Source organism: Massilia sp. AB1, assembly GCF_018119385.1.
Taxonomy (GTDB): domain Bacteria; phylum Pseudomonadota; class Gammaproteobacteria; order Burkholderiales; family Burkholderiaceae_D; genus Telluria.
This window is the reverse complement of record NZ_JAGKSG010000010.1, coordinates 49438-64952: the sequence shown is the minus strand read 5'-3', so window position 1 is coordinate 64952 and position 15515 is coordinate 49438. Positions and strand designations below refer to the sequence as shown.

Genomic DNA, 15515 nt, shown 5'->3' with positions numbered 1-15515 from the left:
CCCTCACTTAGTACCCGCTACCCCAGCACGTCGTAGGCGCCAGTGGCGCGTACGACGTGCTGGTGGTGCGGGCCGAACGATGCTGTATTGCCCCCTAGAGGCAGTCTTACTTCAAATGCCTTAACGGATGCGCAACCGCCGGCCACGCCGGCACGAAGAAGCGCTCCACCATCTCCGGCGTCACCTCTTCCAAAGTCGCCGGATTCCACTTGGGCGCATTGTCCTTGTCGATCACCAGCGCACGCACGCCTTCCAGCACCTCGCCGTGCTCGAAATTGCGGCGCACCAGGTTGCGCTCCATGCGCAGGCAATCCGCCACATCCATCGCCGCCCCGCGCGCCAGCAGCTCGCGCGTCACGCACATCATCAAGGGCGAGCGCAGCCGCATCGCCTTGAGCGCCTTTTGCGCGAACGGGCTCTCGTCACGTTCCAGCGATGCCATCACCGCCGCCACCGAAGCCGCGCCGAAATGCGCATCGATCACCCCGCGCTGCGCCTGCAGCTCGCTTGCGCCTGCCTGGCCGGCGAACTGCGCCGCGAATGCGCGGATCGCCGCCGGCAGTTCCTTGCCCGGCGTGGTCTCGATGATCTGGTTCAGCCCCGCCAGCCCGGCGCCCGGCACGAACACGTCCGCCAGTCCCACATAGAGGGCATCGGCCGCGCCCACGGTCAGCCCGGTCAGGCCGAGGTAGTTGCCCAGCTGCCCAGGCGCATGCGACAGGAAGTGGCTGCCGCCCACATCCGGGAACAGGCCGATGTTCACCTCGGGCATGGCCATCTTGGTGCGGTCGGTCACGATGCGCAGGCCGCAGTCCGGGCCGCCCTGGGCGATACCCATGCCGCCGCCCATCACCACACCGTCCATGATGGCGATATAGGGCTTCGGATAGAAATGGATCAGGTGGTTGAGCGCGTATTCTTCGGTGAAGAAGTCTTCCAGCAGCGCGCTGCCGCCCATCGGGGTCGCATGGCCCACGTCATGGAAGAAGCGGATGTCGCCGCCTGCGCACAGCGCTTTTTCGCTGGTGCTGGTGATGACCACCGCATCGACCGCGCTGTCGTCCTGCCAGTCCAGCAGGATGGCGGTCATGGCGCGGACCATCTCGAGCGACAGGGAGTTCAGGGCCTTCGGGCGATCGAGGGTAATGATGCCGGTACGGTTGGCGACGCGGGTCAGGACATGGTCGGTCATGGCGTGTTCTGTGATCGAAAAGATATCTATTCTACAGAACTCGAATCGCGATAGAAACATCGGCAGGGGCAAGCTTTCCCCATCGCTTTCTGCCGCTATCGACTCGCGCCGCTTTTATTTATGCGCATTACATCCGATATTTTAATTATCCAATATGGATTACCCAATGCGGATTATCTCCCGGCGATATTCGCTTTCCTACGGCAAGCAATAAAAGTAGTCAAACTTCGCGAAATGAAAAGCACCATCGAATATATCCAATTCGCATGCGCCGAGTTCATTCATTCTGCATAATAACTGGCGTTCTTTTAATTTTACTACAAAGATGCATATATGATTTCCAATCAAAGTAACAACCTGGCAAGGTTGACGGGAAATCATTAAAGATCGGCTGAACAAGCGGGTTAACGCTTTAGAATCTGGCCCGCCGGGATATTGACGGACAGGCAGCACGATGTCGCGCAGCGCCCCCGGAATGCGGTGAGGTAGTTTTATTACCCGCTTTAAATAAATAATCCAGCCGTAGTAAAACAAGAAGCCGTCTTGATGAGTATTGCCGTCATTGAAGAATTGCTCGCTCGCCTGCATTTCCCGGGCGACCCTCAGTCCAGAAAAGAATTGGCGCTCGGCCTTGCCGTTCGCTATTTCAATGGACAATGGGGCGGCATTCCTGCCGGGGTTCATTTGAACCGGCTGATGGCGGCAATCGAAAACAGCCAATACTGCTTTTTCACCGACGCTGTCGGACGTACGGTGGGCTTCGTCAGCTGGGCAATGGTGAGCCCGGCGCTCAGCCAGTCGCTGCTCCGTTCCGGCCCGGCCGCGCTCGCGCCTGCCGACTGGCGCAGCGGCGACGAGCTGTGGGTGATCGATTTCAGCGCCGTCAACGGCAGCCTGCGCCACATCCTCGCGGCGCTGCGCGACCACCTGTTCGCACAAGCGCAGAGCGCCACCTATTTCCGCTACAAGGGCCGCACCCGACTGGTGAAGCAGGTGTCGCGCCACGACCGCACCAGCTTTTTCGCTTCGCCCGGCACCCCGCCCTGCGCCCGGGGTCCCCTGACGCCGCGCGACGAGGTATTGCACGGACGCCTGCCGAACCTCGTGCGCGCCGGCGAAACCGGCGCCAGCCTGACCGCCTTGCGCTTCGCCCCGGTCCACATGCAGGCGCCGCTGTCGGCGACCCTGCACCTGGTCGGCGAATCGCTGGCCTTGCGCCAGCTGCGCCTGTACCGCACGGAAGACGGTGCCCCCGCAGGCCTGCTGGCCTGGACATGGCTGTCCGAACGAACGATCGCCCGTATCGCGCAAGCGCCGCTGCATCAGCTCAATACCGCGGAATGGAACGAAGGCGGCATCCTGTGCCTGTGGCTGGCCTCCGTATCGGCGCCGGTATTCGACGCCATGGAGGCCGACATCCACACCGGCCTGTTCCCCGAGGAGCGGCGGATCCTGCTCTATGTACCGGCAAGCCAGCACGGGCCGGCCCATGTCATCGGCATGGATCGCAGCAGCCAGGCCGCCCGCGGTACACGCTGGCTGCAGCAGGCGGGGGCCGGCCATGCGTGATCTCCAGTCTGCCGAAAGCCATCCGCCGATGCCGGACGTCTCCTGTCTCGGCGCAGCCGGCAGCCAGTGGCTGTTCGGCGAAGGCAGCCACCACGTACCGGTCAGGCTGCGCCGCATCGAGAACGCGCGGGTCCTTTGGCTGAACCTCGGCGCAGCCGAGGCGGATCCGCAGTTTGCCGCCTGCGGCGGCGATGCCGCGCGCTACGAGGAGCATCTGCTGTCCGCGTGCGCCTACCTGGTGGACGAGGAAGCCTGGACCAGCGGCGCGGAAACGACGGGCCATGCGGACCGCTATGGCGGCCTCGGCATCGGCGCCAACGGCGGCAGCGGACGCGCCGTCGTCGTCAACGGCTACCTGGTGAAGGGTTGCGGACGCACGCCGCTGGTGAGCGCCCTCACCGATCCGGCCCACGCCTCCGGCGGCGCCTACCTCGAAGAATCGGTCAGGGAAGTCATCTACGGCGAAATCGTGCGCGCCGAGTTTCCCCATTCCGCGATCCCGGCCCTGGCGATCATCGACACCGGGCTGGTCCAGGAATGGCAGGAATCCGCCGGCCCCAAGCTCGAGCGCCGCACCTTGCTCGTACGGCCATGCTTCGTCCGTCCCGCGCACTTCCAGCGCGCCACGGCCTTCCACTCCGGCTACCCGAAAGAAGGGATGTTCGACACCCTGCGCGTGGCCGCATGCTTCGCCCGCACCGGCGCCGCCTGGGGCGCGCATACGCTGGCGGCACTCTACGAGCGCCTGTGGGTGAACTGGGCGCAGCAACTCGCGTATTCCTTCGTCCACCGCCTGCCGCACGGCAGCAACACCGTGTCCAACATCGCCCTGGACGGCAAACTGCTCGATTTCGGCGCCACCTCGGCGGTGCCCTCGTGGGCCAATGTGGCGACCATGCTGGCCTCCCTGCCTTTCAGCCGGCATTTCGCCACCCTGCCCGACGCGCTGCGCGCGAGCGCCTATTTCTTCGGGCGCTACCTGGATCCCGTCTTCGCCACCGAGGAACGCATCGCCATGCTGGCCGAACGCGCGCAATCGGCCTATCGCCAGACCCTGGCCGGCGAAGCGCTGCGGCTGTGCGGCGTCCCGCGCGAGGCGGCGCAGGCGGCGGCATGCGGCCCTGACGGCGCCCTGCTCTGGTCGACCGTGGCCGCCCTGATCGGCTACTTCCAGTGCGAGCGCATCGACATGGTCCACGCAAGCCCGCAGCCGGCCCTGGCATGGGACCTGGCGGCGGTGTGGGACGAGGCGCCGCCCGCGCACCTGCTTGCGCTGCGCGCGCTGCTCGACGACCTGGTCGCGCCGGCGCAGCGCGCGGCCGCCGCGCGCCAATGCGCCAGGCTCTGCGCCGACCGCACCGGCCTGTATCGCGAAGCCGCCAAGCGCGCGATCTTCCGCGCGGTGGATCCTTCGCATGCCGGCGAGGCCCCCGATCCCGCGCACATCGGCCGCTTCATCCGGGAGCAGATTGCCGGCGGACGGCGCGACCACCGCATCGAACTCGCGCATGCGGCCACGGTCGGCTTCGCGGCCGGCGCCGATGGCGCATGGATCATCGCACGCTGCGACCACGGCGGCGGCTTGTTCGCAGTGCGCGAATCGGCAGGCGATACGCAGCGTTTGCCGATACGCCGGCTCACGGCGGACACGATCGAATTCGCCGATCCCGCCCTACCGGTGCTGGAAGCGGCCGTGCGCATCGCGGCCCCGTTCGCCGATCTGCCGGAGGCATCGGCATGAGCCTGCTCTTCAGGAAAGAAGCCCTGGAGGCGAAGAACGACTCCCTGCTCGGCAGCATCCGGGTCGGCCGCCGGCTCGACTTCTCCCTGATGACCGGGATCTCGCTGGCGCTGGGCGCGGGGCTGATCGCCTTCTGCACCTTCGGCGAAATCACGCGCAAGGCGCATGTCTCCGGCGTCCTGGTGCCGGCTGCGGGCGCCTTGCAGGTGATCGCGGCGAGCTCGGGGACGATCGTCGACCTGCCGGTACAGGAAGGCCAGCAGGTCCGGCAAGGCGCCGTGCTTGCCACGCTGGGCATGGACCGCTCGACCGGGCAAGGCGACACGGTGGAGCTGGTGCTGCAGAACATCGACTCGCGCGCCGCCGCGCTGGAGGCGGAGCGCCGCAGCCGCGCCATGCTGGGGCAACAGCGCCAGGAAGCCCTGGCCGCCAGGGTGCGCAGCCTCGCCGCCCAAGTGCAGCGGAGCAAAGACGAAGTGGACCTGGCGCGCCAGCGCGTGGACCTGGCCGAACAGGGCCTGCAGCGCTTCACGCGCCTGGCCGGTTCCGGCTTCGTCTCCGGCATGCAGGCCCAGCAAAAGCAGGAGGAATTCCTCGACACCAAGGCGCGCCAGCACAGCGCCGAACGCAACCGCGATGAGCTGCTCAGCCAGCTCGACGCCTTCACGGCGGAACAGCGGCAGGCGGAACTGCAACTGAACACCGAGCTGGGCGAAGTCGAGCGCGGCCTGGCCGCCCTGCGCCAGGAGCGCATCGAAACCGAAGCCAGGCGCCGGCTCGTGATCCGCGCCACGCGCGACGGCGTCGTCTCGGGGCTGACCGTCAAGCCCGGCCAGGCCATCAATGCCGGACAGACGCTGGGCGTGCTGCTGCCGACCGACCACCAGGGCGACGTGCACCTGCAGGCGCAGTTGTACGCGCCCAGCAGGACCCGGGGCTTCGTGCAGCCCGGACAGACAGTATGGCTGCGCTACGCGGCCTTCCCGTACCAGAAATTCGGCATGGCGCAGGGAGAGGTCAGCCGCATCAGCAGTTCGCCGATCGCACCGCAGGACTTGCCGGCGGGGCAGGCGCAGGCCTTGCTGGCGGGCGCGCAGGCGAACGAGCCCTTGTACCGGATCGAAGTACGTCTCAAGGAGCAAAGCGTGGACGCCTATGGAAAGCGGTATCCGCTGGTGGCGGGCATGGCGCTCGAGGGAGACGTGGTGCAGGACCGGCGCAGGGTGTGGGAGCTCGTGCTCGACCCGCTCCTGGCGGCACGCGCCAGACATGGGACCTTGTAGGCCGCGGCGAAGTGCGCGGCCGAACGGACGGTCCGGCAAGGGGCCGGACCGATCAATCGCAGTAATCATCGAAGGAGACTAGATGCGAATCTTGCAGCAAAGTGAAGTGGCAAGCGTGGCCGGCGGCCTGATGGCCGAGCCGACCATGGACCCGAATTTCAGCGGCCGCTACGGCTGCCCGGACGGCTACTCGGGCGTGACGCTGTACACCACCACCGTCACCCAGTCCTACCCCTCCGGCAGCACCACGAGCGGCATGGGCACCGGCTCGACCACGGCCACCATGCCGGCGCCGAAAGTCGAGACCAGCACCCGCTACGAGTGCCTGCCGCCGGTGAATTCCGGCTCGACCAGCGGCAGCGGTTCCACCGGCAGCGGTTCGACCGGCAGCGGTTCGACCAGCTCCAGCGGCGACAGCAGCAGCAGCAGTGCTTCCGACCAGAGCGAAGACGACGAAGGCGTGTGCATGGTGCCTTGAGCGCACCAGTGACGCCCCCCCAGATTTCGCCCCTGCCATGCAGGGATGCGAAAGCAAGTGCCGGCAAGGTCCGGCGATTTTTAGTTTGATTGGAGATTCAAATGCGTGTCTTAGAAAAACAAGAAGTTACCGTGGTTTATGGCGGCCTGATGATGGCGGCCGATGGCGATTCCGGCGGCAGCACCGGCTCGACCAGCACCAGCAGCGGCAGCAGCACCGCCTTCCCGAACTATTGCCCACCGGGCTATGCCGGCACGACCACCATGACCCAGTCGACCACCACGACCGGCTTCAGCACCTCGGGCACCATCAGCGCGACCGGTCCGGTCCCGGGCGCGAGCGGCACCCTGAACTCGCCGACCACCTCCACGACCACGACCTACACCCAGCAGTGCCTGCCGGTTTCGTCGGGTTCGTCGGGCTCCACCAGCTCCTCGTCGTCGCCGAGCACCTCGAGCTCGAGCAGCTCGGACAAGCCGGAAGATGACGAAATGTCCTGCAAGCCGTAATCTGCTGCGCTAAGCGTCTGAACTAGCATCACCGGCACGACAGGGCCGGCCACGCCGTCCCTGTCGTGCCATACCAGCTTTACAATGACCTATTTTTGCCTTGCCATGCCCGGATTCCGCCGTCTTCGCCATTTGCTCATTTGCTCGGCTGCCTGGATCGCCGCCCCCGGCATCGCCGCGCCGCTTCCCCCGGCCAGCCGTATCGATATTCCGGTGGCGCTCGACCAGGGCGCCTCCATCACGATCGAGGTCGCGTGGCCGGAGAACCGCACGCCGCGGGCGCTCGTGGTCGTCGTACCGGGCTCCGGTGGCGTAGCGGATCCTTACCTGGGCTCCGAATTGAAGCGGGCCGCCTACGACCCGGACAGCCGCGGCGGCACGACGGCAAGCCTGCTGGCCGCGGGCTATGCCGTCGCCTACTACGGCCAGCGTGGCTACGCCTTGCCGCGCACATGCATCCGCGGCGATACGCCGGCGGCACGCGCGGCTTCCTTCGTGCAGCACTGCGTCGACTACCGGCTGCGTGCCGGCGTCAGCCTCTCGTCGATCACCGCCGACACCGGCCGCGTGTTCACCGCGCTGCGGGAACATCCACGCACCGGGAAGCTGCGGCAGATCGCCCTGCCGTTTTCGGAAGGCATGCATCACGTCAGCGTCCTCGCCGGGCAAGGCGCGATCCAGCCGGCGGGCATCGTCTCGATCGGCGGGCCGCAGGTGCCGGTCTCCCACGTCGCCTGGTACCAGACCAGCCGCGAGCACTTTGCCGCGCTTGCCAGGAAGGCCTTCGCCCGCTGTCCGGACAAGCAGCTGACGGTGGAAAAGATCTTCAGCTGCGCCGGCAGCCCAGGCACGCCGCCGCAGCTCGACAGGATGCGGGAATTCGCGGGCGGCGAAGTGCTCAGCCGCGAGTTTCTCCCGCTACGCCAGCAAATGTTCCGCGACATCTACCGGCTGGGCCTCCATGACAAGGTACTGCCGGAGAACGCCATCCTGTCGGCCAGCTTCGAGGGACACCCGATGCCGGTGGGATGGAATCTCCGCTACGCCCAGGAGCAACAAAACGCGAACAAGACCACCTTGGAACAACTGGGCCCCTACACCGGCAAGGTGATCTACCTGTTTGGCGCGCAGGACTATTTCTTCCCCCTGCCCGCGCCGGGGCCCTGCCGCGTCGAGGGCGCCAAGACCTCCGCGCCGGCCGATTGCAGCGTCAAGCTGGTGGATGGCGTCAGCCACGGCCTGGAAGACGCCGGCGGATTCCCGCCCGGCGCGGTGCTGGATGAAGTGGTTCGCGCGCTCGACGATGTCAACGCGGCTGCCGCGCGGCCTGAAGGACAAGTCCGATGACACCCAAGCTGCAAACCCAGGCGGCCGAGTGCGGCCTGGTTTGCCTGGCGATGATCGCCACGGCGCACGGCCAGCACTGGGACCTGAACGACCTGCGCCGCCGTTTTCCCCTGTCGCTCAAAGGGGCCACGCTCGAGAGCATCATCGCGTATTCGGCCGAGCTGGGCCTGGCCGCACGCCCCCTGCGCCTCGACCTGGACGAACTGCGGGAACTCGTGCTTCCCTGCATCCTGCATTGGGACCTGAATCACTTCGTGGTGCTGGAAAAGGTCTCGCGTGCGGACATCACCATCCTCGACCCGGCGGTGGGCCGGCGGCGCGTGGCCATGGCCGACGTGTCGCGCCACTTCACCGGTGTCGCCCTGGAGCTCACGCCCACCGTCGAATTCGAGGAACAGCCGCCCAAGCCGCGCCTGAGCCTGTCGAGGCTGACCGGGCAGGTGTCGGGCGTGTGGCGCTCGCTGGCGCAGATCTTCGCGCTCGCGCTGGTGCTCGAGCTGTTCGCGATCACCGGGCCGATCCTCAACCAGCTGGTGCTCGACAACGTCCTGACCTCCGGCGACCTGGACCTGCTCGACGTCCTGATCGCCGGCTTCGCGCTGCTGCTCCTGGTCCAGACCTTCATCGCGCTGGTGCGCTCCTGGATGGTCATGGTGCTGGGGCAGACCGTCGGTCTGCAATGGGTCGGCAACGTCTTCGCGCACATGGTGAAGCTGCCCGCGGACTACTTTGAGAAGCGCCACCTGGGCGACATCACCTCGCGCTTCTCCGCCGTCGGCGCGATCCAGCGCACCCTCACCACCTCGGTCGTGGAAGCCATGCTCGACGGGCTCATGGCGATCACCTCGCTGGTCATGATGTTCGTGTATGCGCCGGTGCTGGCCGTGCCGGTCCTGATTTCCTGCGCCGCCTACGCACTGATGCGCCGGCTCAGCTACCAGCCCTACCGCAACGCGGCGGCCGAGCGCATGGTGCTGTCCGCGAAAGAGAACACCCATTTCATCGAAACCATCCGCTCGATCGTCCCGCTCAAACTGTACGGCCGCGAGGACGAGCGCCGGGCGCGCTGGCAGAACCTGATCGTCGAAGTGCAGAACCGCGATATCAAGACCGCGCGCATGAACATCTGGTACGCCTGCGCCAACACCCTCATCTTCGGGATCGAGAACCTGGTGATCTTCTGGCTCGGTGCGCGCATGGTGATCCACGGCCAGACCGGCGTGGCGGGCGGGATCTCGGTCGGCATGCTGTTCGCCTTCCTCAGCTACAAGGGCCAGTTCACCGGCCGGGTCGCGGGCCTGATCAATTACACCGTGCAGCTGCGCATGCTCAGCCTGCACACCGAGCGCCTGGGCGACATCGTCCTGACGGAACGCGAACGCGACACCGAGGACGGCAACATTCCCTACAACGACCTCGAACACCTGGAGCCGTCGATCGAACTGCGCAACGTCAGCTTCCGCTATGCGACGGGCGAGCCCTGGGTACTCAAGGACGTCAACCTGACCATCCGCTCCGGGGAAAGCGTGGCCATCACCGGGCCCTCGGGCGCGGGCAAGACGACCCTGCTCAAGATCGCGCTCGGCCTGCAGCAGCCGACCGAGGGCGAGGTGCGCTACGGCGGCATTCCGATTCGCCAGCTCGGCCTGGCGAACGTGCGCAAGAAGATCGGCACCGTGATGCAGGACGACGCGCTGCTGTCGGGCAGCCTCACCGACAACGTGACCTTCTTCGATACGCTGCCGGACCGGGAGCGCGTCGAGCAGTGCGCCAGGCTCGCCAACCTGCACGAGGAGATCGTCAGGATGCCGATGGGTTTCCACACCCTGGTGGGCGACCTGGGCACCGGCCTGTCGGGAGGACAGAAGCAGCGCCTGCTGCTGGCGCGGGCGCTATACAAGCAGCCGAAGATCCTCGCGCTCGACGAGGCCACCAGCCATCTCGACGTCGACAACGAAAAGCTGATCACGGAAGCGCTCAAGCGCATGGACGTGACGCGCATGATCATCGCGCACCGCCCGGAGACGATCAAGGGCGCGCAGCGCATCATCAAGATCAAGGACGGCGCTGTGATCGAGATGATGCAATCGGTCGATCCTGGCCGCCGCATCGAAGAAGCGCAAGCCGTGTCGTAGGCCGCATGGCCTGCGCAAGACAGACTTTCAAGACTCCCCTCGCATGAACAAGCCCTCCCCTGCCTCGAAGGCCAGCCTCGTCCTCAACAGCCTGCCCGCCACCGCCATGGGTTTCGCCTTGTGCGTCCAGATCTCGGCGCTCAGCTGGCTGCTCAGCACCAGATACCACCTCGCCATCCACGAGATCGGGATCGTCTGGGCCGCCGGCCCCGTAGCCGGCATGCTCGGGCAGGTGCTGGTCGGCTTGTCCAGCGACAGGACCTGGCTGTGGGGCGGACGCCGCCGTCCGTTCATCCTGCTCGCCGGCATCACCTCCTCCCTCTCGCTCTATCTGCTGACGAAGATCGACAAGCTGGCCGGCGCCCTGGGCATCGCCGACCTGGTGATCGTCGCCGGCGCCGTCGCCCTGGCGCTCGACTTGTCCATCAATATCGGCCTGAATCCGGCGCGCGCCCTGATCGCGGACCTGACGCCGGAGGGCGAATCCCGGACCCGGGGATTCTCGTGGATGCAGGCCATGTCGGGATTCTGGGGAGTGGTCGCCTACCTGATCGGCGCTTTCATCGGCAACGAGACGCTGATCCAGGCCGGCTGCCTGATCGTCCTGGTGTTCGCCTGCGCCACGCTGTTCGTGAAGGAAGCGCCTGTGCTCGCGAAAACGGAAACAGCGCATGCGAGCGTCTCCACCGGCACCGAGTGGCCGGAACTATGGAAGATCTGGATCGCCCATGGGTTCGCGTGGTTCGGAATCCAGGCGATCTTCGTCTACCTGATCGCCTTCGTGCAGGCCTATCTCGTTCCCGCGGCCGCCGCGGGAGCGGCCGCATCCGGGAAGGTCGTCGCCGTCTCCTTCGCCATCATGAACGTCGTCGGCTTCATCGTGCCGGCGCTGGCGCTCCCGCGCGCATCGGGCAGGTTCGGGCGTGTCAGGGTGCATGCCGCCTGCCTGGCCCTCATGGCCGGCGCCTGTCTCGCCATCGCCTTGTTCGCGCGCAGCCAGGCCTCGCTGTACGTGCTGATGGCGGTCGCCGGCATCGGCTGGGGCGCCGTCATCAGCCTGCCGTTCGCCATCATGAGCGAAAAAATCGACCGCCAGCGCATGGGCTTCTTCATGGGCATCTTCAACCTGTCGGTCGTGATCCCGCAGCTGGCCACCACCCAGGTCGGCTTTCTTCTCGCGAAAGGCGCCGGCGCCCACACATTGTTCCTGATCTCCGGCACGGCCCTGCTGATCTCTTGTTTCCTGTGGACATTGGTAGCCGACCCGGGCGCTGCGCCCAGGCAGCTCGGGAGCGTCGCCGCTCGCTAGGGAGGAATGCGGGAAAGGAAAGGCTGGATGCAAAAAGGGCGCCCCCTCAGACGCCCTTAGCTGGTATGCCCTGCTGCCGGTCAGGCCGCAGCGGCTTCTTCGCTGCCTTGATCCGGCAGGCGTTTGATCGCCTGGTGGTTATGGTCTTTCAACATCTGCTTGTGTTTCAGAACCTGCCGATCCAGCTTGTCCATCAGCGTGTCGATCGCGGCATACAGGTCTTGGGCGACACTCGCCACGTGCAGGGTCTTTCCGGACACCTGGACGTTAATCTCCGCTTTTTGCCTTTTTTCTTTTTCAGTGAGGTTGTCGACGGCGAGGAAGACATGGGTATCGATCACTTGATCGAAATGCCTGATGATGCGCTCGAGCTTATTCTGAACGTATTCACGGATAGCGGGAGTCACTTCGAGATGGTGGCCACTGATTGTGAGGTTCATACACACTCCTTTGAAAAGCGCGCCGCCCAGGCGCAAGGCAGGAGTGGGCAGCGCTGTTACAAGGCTTTGCGGAGGCTGACGGGAGGGATCTTGAGCGCTTCTCGGTATTTGGCGACCGTCCTGCGCGCAATGACCATGCCTTGTTCCCCGAGCATCTCCGCGATCTTGCTATCGGATAAAGGATTCTTAGGGTCTTCTGCTCCTGTCAATTGCGCAATGAGAGCGCGGATCGCCGTCGAGGAGGCTTCTCCCCCCGCTTCGGTGGCGACGTGGCTTCCGAAGAAGTATTTCAACTCGAACATGCCGTGCGGGGTCAGCATGTACTTCTGCGTTGTAACACGAGAAATTGTGCTTTCGTGTAGGCCTAGTGTATCAGCAATCTCACGTAAAACAAGGGGACGCATCGCAACCGCGCCGTGGGAGAAAAAGTTCTTCTGGCGCTCCACAATCGCCTCTGCCACACGCAAAATCGTATCGAAACGCTGACGCATATTCTTGATCAGCCATTTCGCTTCCTGCAGCTGGGCGTTCATCTGCCCTTCGCACTTGCCCTGCTTCATCAGCGACGCATACAGGCTGTTCACCCGCAGGCGCGGCATCACGTCCGGGTTCAGCATCACGGCCCAGCCGTTCTTGGCGCGGCGCACGATCACATCCGGTACCACGTAGTCTGACACGTTCGAGGCGAAGGCCGCGCCCGGATGAGGATTGCACTGGCGCACCACGGCTTGCACCTCGCGCAAGTCTTCGTCGTCGCAATCCAGCGCCTTCTTGAGCTTGCTGTACTCGCGCTGGGCGAACCAGCTCAGGTAGCCTTCGACGATCTTCAGCGCCAGGCGGCGCGTCACCAGGGGCACGCCCTGCATGCGGCGGATCTGCAGCGCCAGGCATTCGCCCGCGCTGCGCGCGCCCACGCCCACCGGGTCCAGGCTCTGCACCAGCGCCAGCGCGCAGCGCAGCTCGTCCATCTCGATCTCGAGCTCTTCCGGCAGGCGCGCATGGATCTCGTCCAGCGGTTCTTCCAGGTAGCCGTTGTCGTCCAGCGCGTCGATGACCAGCTCGGCCAGCGCGCGGTCGCGCGCGGAACAGCCGGTGACACGGATCTGCTCCATCAGGTGCTCGCGCAAGGTGACGGAACTTGCTTCCAGCTGCGGGCGGCCGTCTTCGTCCTCGCCCCCGCCCGCGCCGCCGCCCGAACCCCAGTCGGCGTCCGGCGCGTCGCGCTCGCCGTCGCCGCCTTCGAAGCCTTCGCCGTTCTCGCCCGAGGCGGCGGAGGCCTCCGACGCGCCCTCGCCTTCCTGCGCGGGAGCGGCGGGCGCTTCGCCAGTGGCGGGCGCGTTATTGATGGCGCCGTCGGCCAGCAGGCGCACCGAACGGTCGAGCGGGTCGTCGAGCCGCTCGAGCAGGGGATTGTCGGACAGGATCTGCTCGATCTCCTGGTGCAGCTCGAGCGTGGACAGCTGCAGCAGCCGGATCGACTGCTGGAGTTGCGGCGTCAGTGCAAGATGCTGCGATGTGCGGAGTTGCAGGGACTGTTTCATGTCTACATGCGGAAGTGTTCACCCAGATAGACGCGGCGCACGGATTCGTTGGCGATAATATCATCCGGCCGGCCCGAGGCCAGCACCGCGCCCTGGTTGATGATGTAGGCGCGGTCGCAGATGCCGAGCGTCTCGCGGACATTGTGGTCGGTGATGAGCACGCCGATCTTGCGCTCCTTCAGGAAGCGCACGATGCGCTGGATCTCGATCACCGCGATCGGATCCACGCCGGCGAAGGGCTCGTCGAGCAGCACGAAGCGCGGGTTGGTCGCCAGCGCGCGCGCGATCTCCACCCGGCGCCGTTCGCCGCCCGACAGCGACATGGCCGGGTTCTCGCGCAGCTTCTCGATCTGCAGCTCGGCCAGCAGGGTGTCGAGGCGCTCGCTGATCTCGTCCTTGCCCAGCGGCCGGCCATCGACCTGCTGCAGTTCCAGCACCGCGCGGATGTTCTCCTCGACGGTGAGCTTGCGGAACACCGAGGCTTCCTGCGGCAGGTAGGACAGGCCCAGCACCGCGCGCCGGTGGATCGGCAGGCTCGAGATATCGGTGCCGTTGATGTCGATCGAGCCGGCGTCCGAGGGCACCAGGCCGACGATCATGTAGAAGGACGTGGTCTTGCCGGCGCCGTTCGGGCCCAGCAGGCCGACCACTTCGCCGCACTCGACCTGGAGCGAGACGTCGCGCACCACCAGGCGCTTGCCGTAGCTTTTCTGCAGGCCCTTGACGATCAGGGTGCTGCCGCTGTCGCGCGCCTCCATCAGGGCTTCCCTGCCGGAGCCGGAGCCGCCGGAGCGGCGGTGCGCTTGGGCGACAGGATCAGGGTGCCGCGGCCGCCGCCCACCTTGCTCTGGCCGCTGGCGTCGTTGCGCACGCTGGCCACTTCCTTGCGGTTGTCGTAGGAGATGAAGGGGGCGATGATCTCGTTGGTCACGCGCTTGCTTTCCAGCTCCTTGACCACGGCGTCGGCGAACAGCTTGACCATCTCGGAGCGCTCGTCGTATTCGATGCGCTGGGCCTGGCCTTCGACCCACAAGTCGGGGCCGCCGTCGCGCTTCTGGCGGAAGGTGGCGACCTTGCCCGGGTTCGCGGTCAGGGTCACGCTCATGTAGCCTTCCGGGGTTTCCTTCACCAGCGCGCGGTCCGACTTGAGCACCAGGGTGCCGCGGGTGACGACCACGTTGCCGGTCAGGATGCGGGTCTGGGTGACTTCGTCGACGTCGAGCGAATCGAAGTTGATGACGGCCTGCTTGAGCGAGTCGGCGCGCTCGGCGAAGGCCGTGAGCGACAGCAGGGAAAGGCAAACGGCAGCGAATAGTTTCTTCATGGTGTGCTGGGTCCTGGGTTGACGCGGCGCCTTCATTGTCGGGCGCCGCGCGGCGGATAGACGATCTGGCCGCGGCTGGCGATGTGCATCTTCTGGGTCGCGTTGTTGGCCACCATGCCGGTGCCGCGCACGCTGGAGGCGCCCAGCTGCATCTCGATCGGCTGATCGGTCTTGAGGATTTCCTCGTCGGGCAAGGCGGTCAGGGACTGGGTGCGCACGCGCAGCGCTTCCGAGGTGGCCGTGCGCGGGCGTTGCAGGTCGACGTTGCCGAGCATGTCGACGCGGTGCTCCTGGTGATAGATGCGCGCGCTGTCGGCGGTGACGGTCATGGCCGGGCGGCCCGGCTCGACGCCGCGCAGCACCGGCTGCACCACGGTCGAGACGTCGCCCTCGGGGATGTGGGTCAGGCGCTTGCCCGACACCAGGTAGCTCGGCTGGCCGCCTTCGGTCATGCGCACGAAGGAGAAGTTCTCGACGATGTAGTCGGGTTCGGTCGGCGGCCCGCCCAGGCGCGCATTGGTGTCGTCGCCGTCGAAGGCCTGCAGCAGCCAGAAGCTGCCGAAGGCGCAGAACACCGCGATCATCATGATCGTCAGCAGCTTCCAGCGGTGCGCGGTGCGCTTGTTGGTGAGGTAGGCGGCCATGGC

General features: G+C 66.0%; 15 protein-coding genes. 8 read left to right on the top strand and 7 right to left on the bottom strand.

Annotation, left to right across the window (positions count from 1 at the left end; genetic code table 11):
- Nucleotides 1-106: 106 nt before the first annotated feature.
- Together J8847_RS08400 and J8847_RS08395 are read right to left on the bottom strand one after the other, a co-directional pair.
- Nucleotides 107-1192: an enoyl-CoA hydratase/isomerase family protein gene (locus J8847_RS08400; RefSeq protein ID WP_211524239.1), complete on the bottom strand. Its 1086-nt coding sequence runs from the start codon at nucleotides 1190-1192 to the stop codon at nucleotides 107-109.
- A gap of 198 nt (nucleotides 1193-1390) precedes the next feature.
- Nucleotides 1391-1912 (bottom strand): hypothetical protein, encoded by a 522-nt coding sequence (locus J8847_RS08395; RefSeq protein WP_211524238.1) that lies wholly within the window; start codon nucleotides 1910-1912, stop codon nucleotides 1391-1393.
- Between J8847_RS08395 and J8847_RS08390 the strand changes: the two genes are divergently transcribed.
- The 8 genes from J8847_RS08390 to J8847_RS08355 all read left to right on the top strand — a co-directional run bounded on the left by J8847_RS08390 (nucleotide 1889) and on the right by J8847_RS08355 (nucleotide 11563).
- Nucleotides 1889-2761 (top strand): toxin-activating lysine-acyltransferase, encoded by an 873-nt coding sequence (locus J8847_RS08390; RefSeq protein WP_211524237.1) that lies wholly within the window; start codon nucleotides 1889-1891, stop codon nucleotides 2759-2761. The genes J8847_RS08395 and J8847_RS08390 overlap by 24 nt on opposite strands.
- Nucleotides 2754-4502, top strand: a complete 1749-nt coding sequence (locus tag J8847_RS08385; protein WP_211524236.1) for a hypothetical protein — start codon at nucleotides 2754-2756, stop codon at nucleotides 4500-4502. Before J8847_RS08390 ends, J8847_RS08385 begins: the two co-directional genes overlap by 8 nt.
- Nucleotides 4499-5785, top strand: coding sequence for an HlyD family secretion protein (locus tag J8847_RS08380; RefSeq protein WP_211524235.1), 1287 nt, complete (start codon nucleotides 4499-4501; stop codon nucleotides 5783-5785). Before J8847_RS08385 ends, J8847_RS08380 begins: the two co-directional genes overlap by 4 nt.
- Nucleotides 5786-5867: 82 nt before the next feature.
- The gene (locus J8847_RS08375; protein WP_211524234.1) at nucleotides 5868-6263 is read left to right on the top strand and encodes a hypothetical protein; all 396 of its coding nucleotides are present in this window, start codon (nucleotides 5868-5870) and stop codon (nucleotides 6261-6263) included.
- A 101-nt stretch (nucleotides 6264-6364) separates the two neighbouring features.
- Nucleotides 6365-6772 (top strand): hypothetical protein, encoded by a 408-nt coding sequence (locus J8847_RS08370; protein ID WP_211524233.1) that lies wholly within the window; start codon nucleotides 6365-6367, stop codon nucleotides 6770-6772.
- Between the two features lie 84 nt (nucleotides 6773-6856).
- The gene (locus J8847_RS08365) at nucleotides 6857-8119 is read left to right on the top strand and encodes a hypothetical protein (protein ID WP_211524232.1); all 1263 of its coding nucleotides are present in this window, start codon (nucleotides 6857-6859) and stop codon (nucleotides 8117-8119) included.
- Nucleotides 8116-10254: a peptidase domain-containing ABC transporter gene (locus J8847_RS08360; RefSeq protein ID WP_211524231.1), complete on the top strand. Its 2139-nt coding sequence runs from the start codon at nucleotides 8116-8118 to the stop codon at nucleotides 10252-10254. The genes J8847_RS08365 and J8847_RS08360 overlap by 4 nt, the downstream gene beginning before the upstream one ends.
- A gap of 43 nt (nucleotides 10255-10297) precedes the next feature.
- Nucleotides 10298-11563 (top strand): MFS transporter, encoded by a 1266-nt coding sequence (locus tag J8847_RS08355; RefSeq protein ID WP_211524230.1) that lies wholly within the window; start codon nucleotides 10298-10300, stop codon nucleotides 11561-11563.
- Nucleotides 11564-11643: 80 nt separating this feature from the next.
- On the opposite strand, the gene hpf is transcribed toward J8847_RS08355, so the two are convergent.
- Genes hpf through lptC form a run of 5 tightly spaced genes read right to left on the bottom strand, consistent with a single transcriptional unit; the run spans nucleotide 11644 to nucleotide 15512 of the window.
- On the bottom strand, nucleotides 11644-12003 hold the full coding sequence (gene hpf / locus J8847_RS08350; RefSeq protein WP_211524229.1) for a ribosome hibernation-promoting factor, HPF/YfiA family: 360 nt from the start codon (nucleotides 12001-12003) through the stop codon (nucleotides 11644-11646).
- A 56-nt stretch (nucleotides 12004-12059) separates the two neighbouring features.
- The gene (locus J8847_RS08345) at nucleotides 12060-13544 is read right to left on the bottom strand and encodes an RNA polymerase factor sigma-54 (RefSeq protein ID WP_211524228.1); all 1485 of its coding nucleotides are present in this window, start codon (nucleotides 13542-13544) and stop codon (nucleotides 12060-12062) included.
- 2 nt (nucleotides 13545-13546) lie between these two features.
- Entirely contained in the window at nucleotides 13547-14302 is a 756-nt protein-coding gene (gene lptB, locus J8847_RS08340; protein WP_211524227.1) for an LPS export ABC transporter ATP-binding protein, read from the bottom strand.
- Nucleotides 14302-14868, bottom strand: a complete 567-nt coding sequence (gene lptA / locus J8847_RS08335; RefSeq protein WP_211524226.1) for a lipopolysaccharide transport periplasmic protein LptA — start codon at nucleotides 14866-14868, stop codon at nucleotides 14302-14304. The genes lptB and lptA overlap by 1 nt, the downstream gene beginning before the upstream one ends.
- Nucleotides 14869-14900: 32 nt before the next feature.
- The gene (gene lptC / locus J8847_RS08330) at nucleotides 14901-15512 is read right to left on the bottom strand and encodes an LPS export ABC transporter periplasmic protein LptC (RefSeq protein ID WP_211524225.1); all 612 of its coding nucleotides are present in this window, start codon (nucleotides 15510-15512) and stop codon (nucleotides 14901-14903) included.
- Nucleotides 15513-15515: the final 3 nt, after the last annotated feature.

What these genes read in the sequence shown, in the direction of transcription:
- J8847_RS08390 (WP_211524237.1), top strand. Translation starts at nt 1,889, where the DNA reads ATGGCGGCAATCGAAAACAGCCAATACTGCTTTTTCACCGACGCTGTC.
- J8847_RS08365 (WP_211524232.1), top strand. Translation starts at nt 6,857, where the DNA reads ATGACCTATTTTTGCCTTGCCATGCCCGGATTCCGCCGTCTTCGCCAT.
- J8847_RS08345 (WP_211524228.1), bottom strand. Translation starts at nt 13,544, where the DNA reads ATGAAACAGTCCCTGCAACTCCGCACATCGCAGCATCTTGCACTGACG.
- J8847_RS08375 (WP_211524234.1), top strand. Translation starts at nt 5,868, where the DNA reads ATGCGAATCTTGCAGCAAAGTGAAGTGGCAAGCGTGGCCGGCGGCCTG.
- J8847_RS08400 (WP_211524239.1), bottom strand. Translation starts at nt 1,192, where the DNA reads ATGACCGACCATGTCCTGACCCGCGTCGCCAACCGTACCGGCATCATT.
- J8847_RS08360 (WP_211524231.1), top strand. Translation starts at nt 8,116, where the DNA reads ATGACACCCAAGCTGCAAACCCAGGCGGCCGAGTGCGGCCTGGTTTGC.
- hpf (WP_211524229.1), bottom strand. Translation starts at nt 12,003, where the DNA reads ATGAACCTCACAATCAGTGGCCACCATCTCGAAGTGACTCCCGCTATC.
- lptC (WP_211524225.1), bottom strand. Translation starts at nt 15,512, where the DNA reads ATGGCCGCCTACCTCACCAACAAGCGCACCGCGCACCGCTGGAAGCTG.
- J8847_RS08370 (WP_211524233.1), top strand. Translation starts at nt 6,365, where the DNA reads ATGCGTGTCTTAGAAAAACAAGAAGTTACCGTGGTTTATGGCGGCCTG.
- lptA (WP_211524226.1), bottom strand. Translation starts at nt 14,868, where the DNA reads ATGAAGAAACTATTCGCTGCCGTTTGCCTTTCCCTGCTGTCGCTCACG.
- J8847_RS08380 (WP_211524235.1), top strand. Translation starts at nt 4,499, where the DNA reads ATGAGCCTGCTCTTCAGGAAAGAAGCCCTGGAGGCGAAGAACGACTCC.
- J8847_RS08385 (WP_211524236.1), top strand. Translation starts at nt 2,754, where the DNA reads ATGCGTGATCTCCAGTCTGCCGAAAGCCATCCGCCGATGCCGGACGTC.
- lptB (WP_211524227.1), bottom strand. Translation starts at nt 14,302, where the DNA reads ATGGAGGCGCGCGACAGCGGCAGCACCCTGATCGTCAAGGGCCTGCAG.
- J8847_RS08355 (WP_211524230.1), top strand. Translation starts at nt 10,298, where the DNA reads ATGAACAAGCCCTCCCCTGCCTCGAAGGCCAGCCTCGTCCTCAACAGC.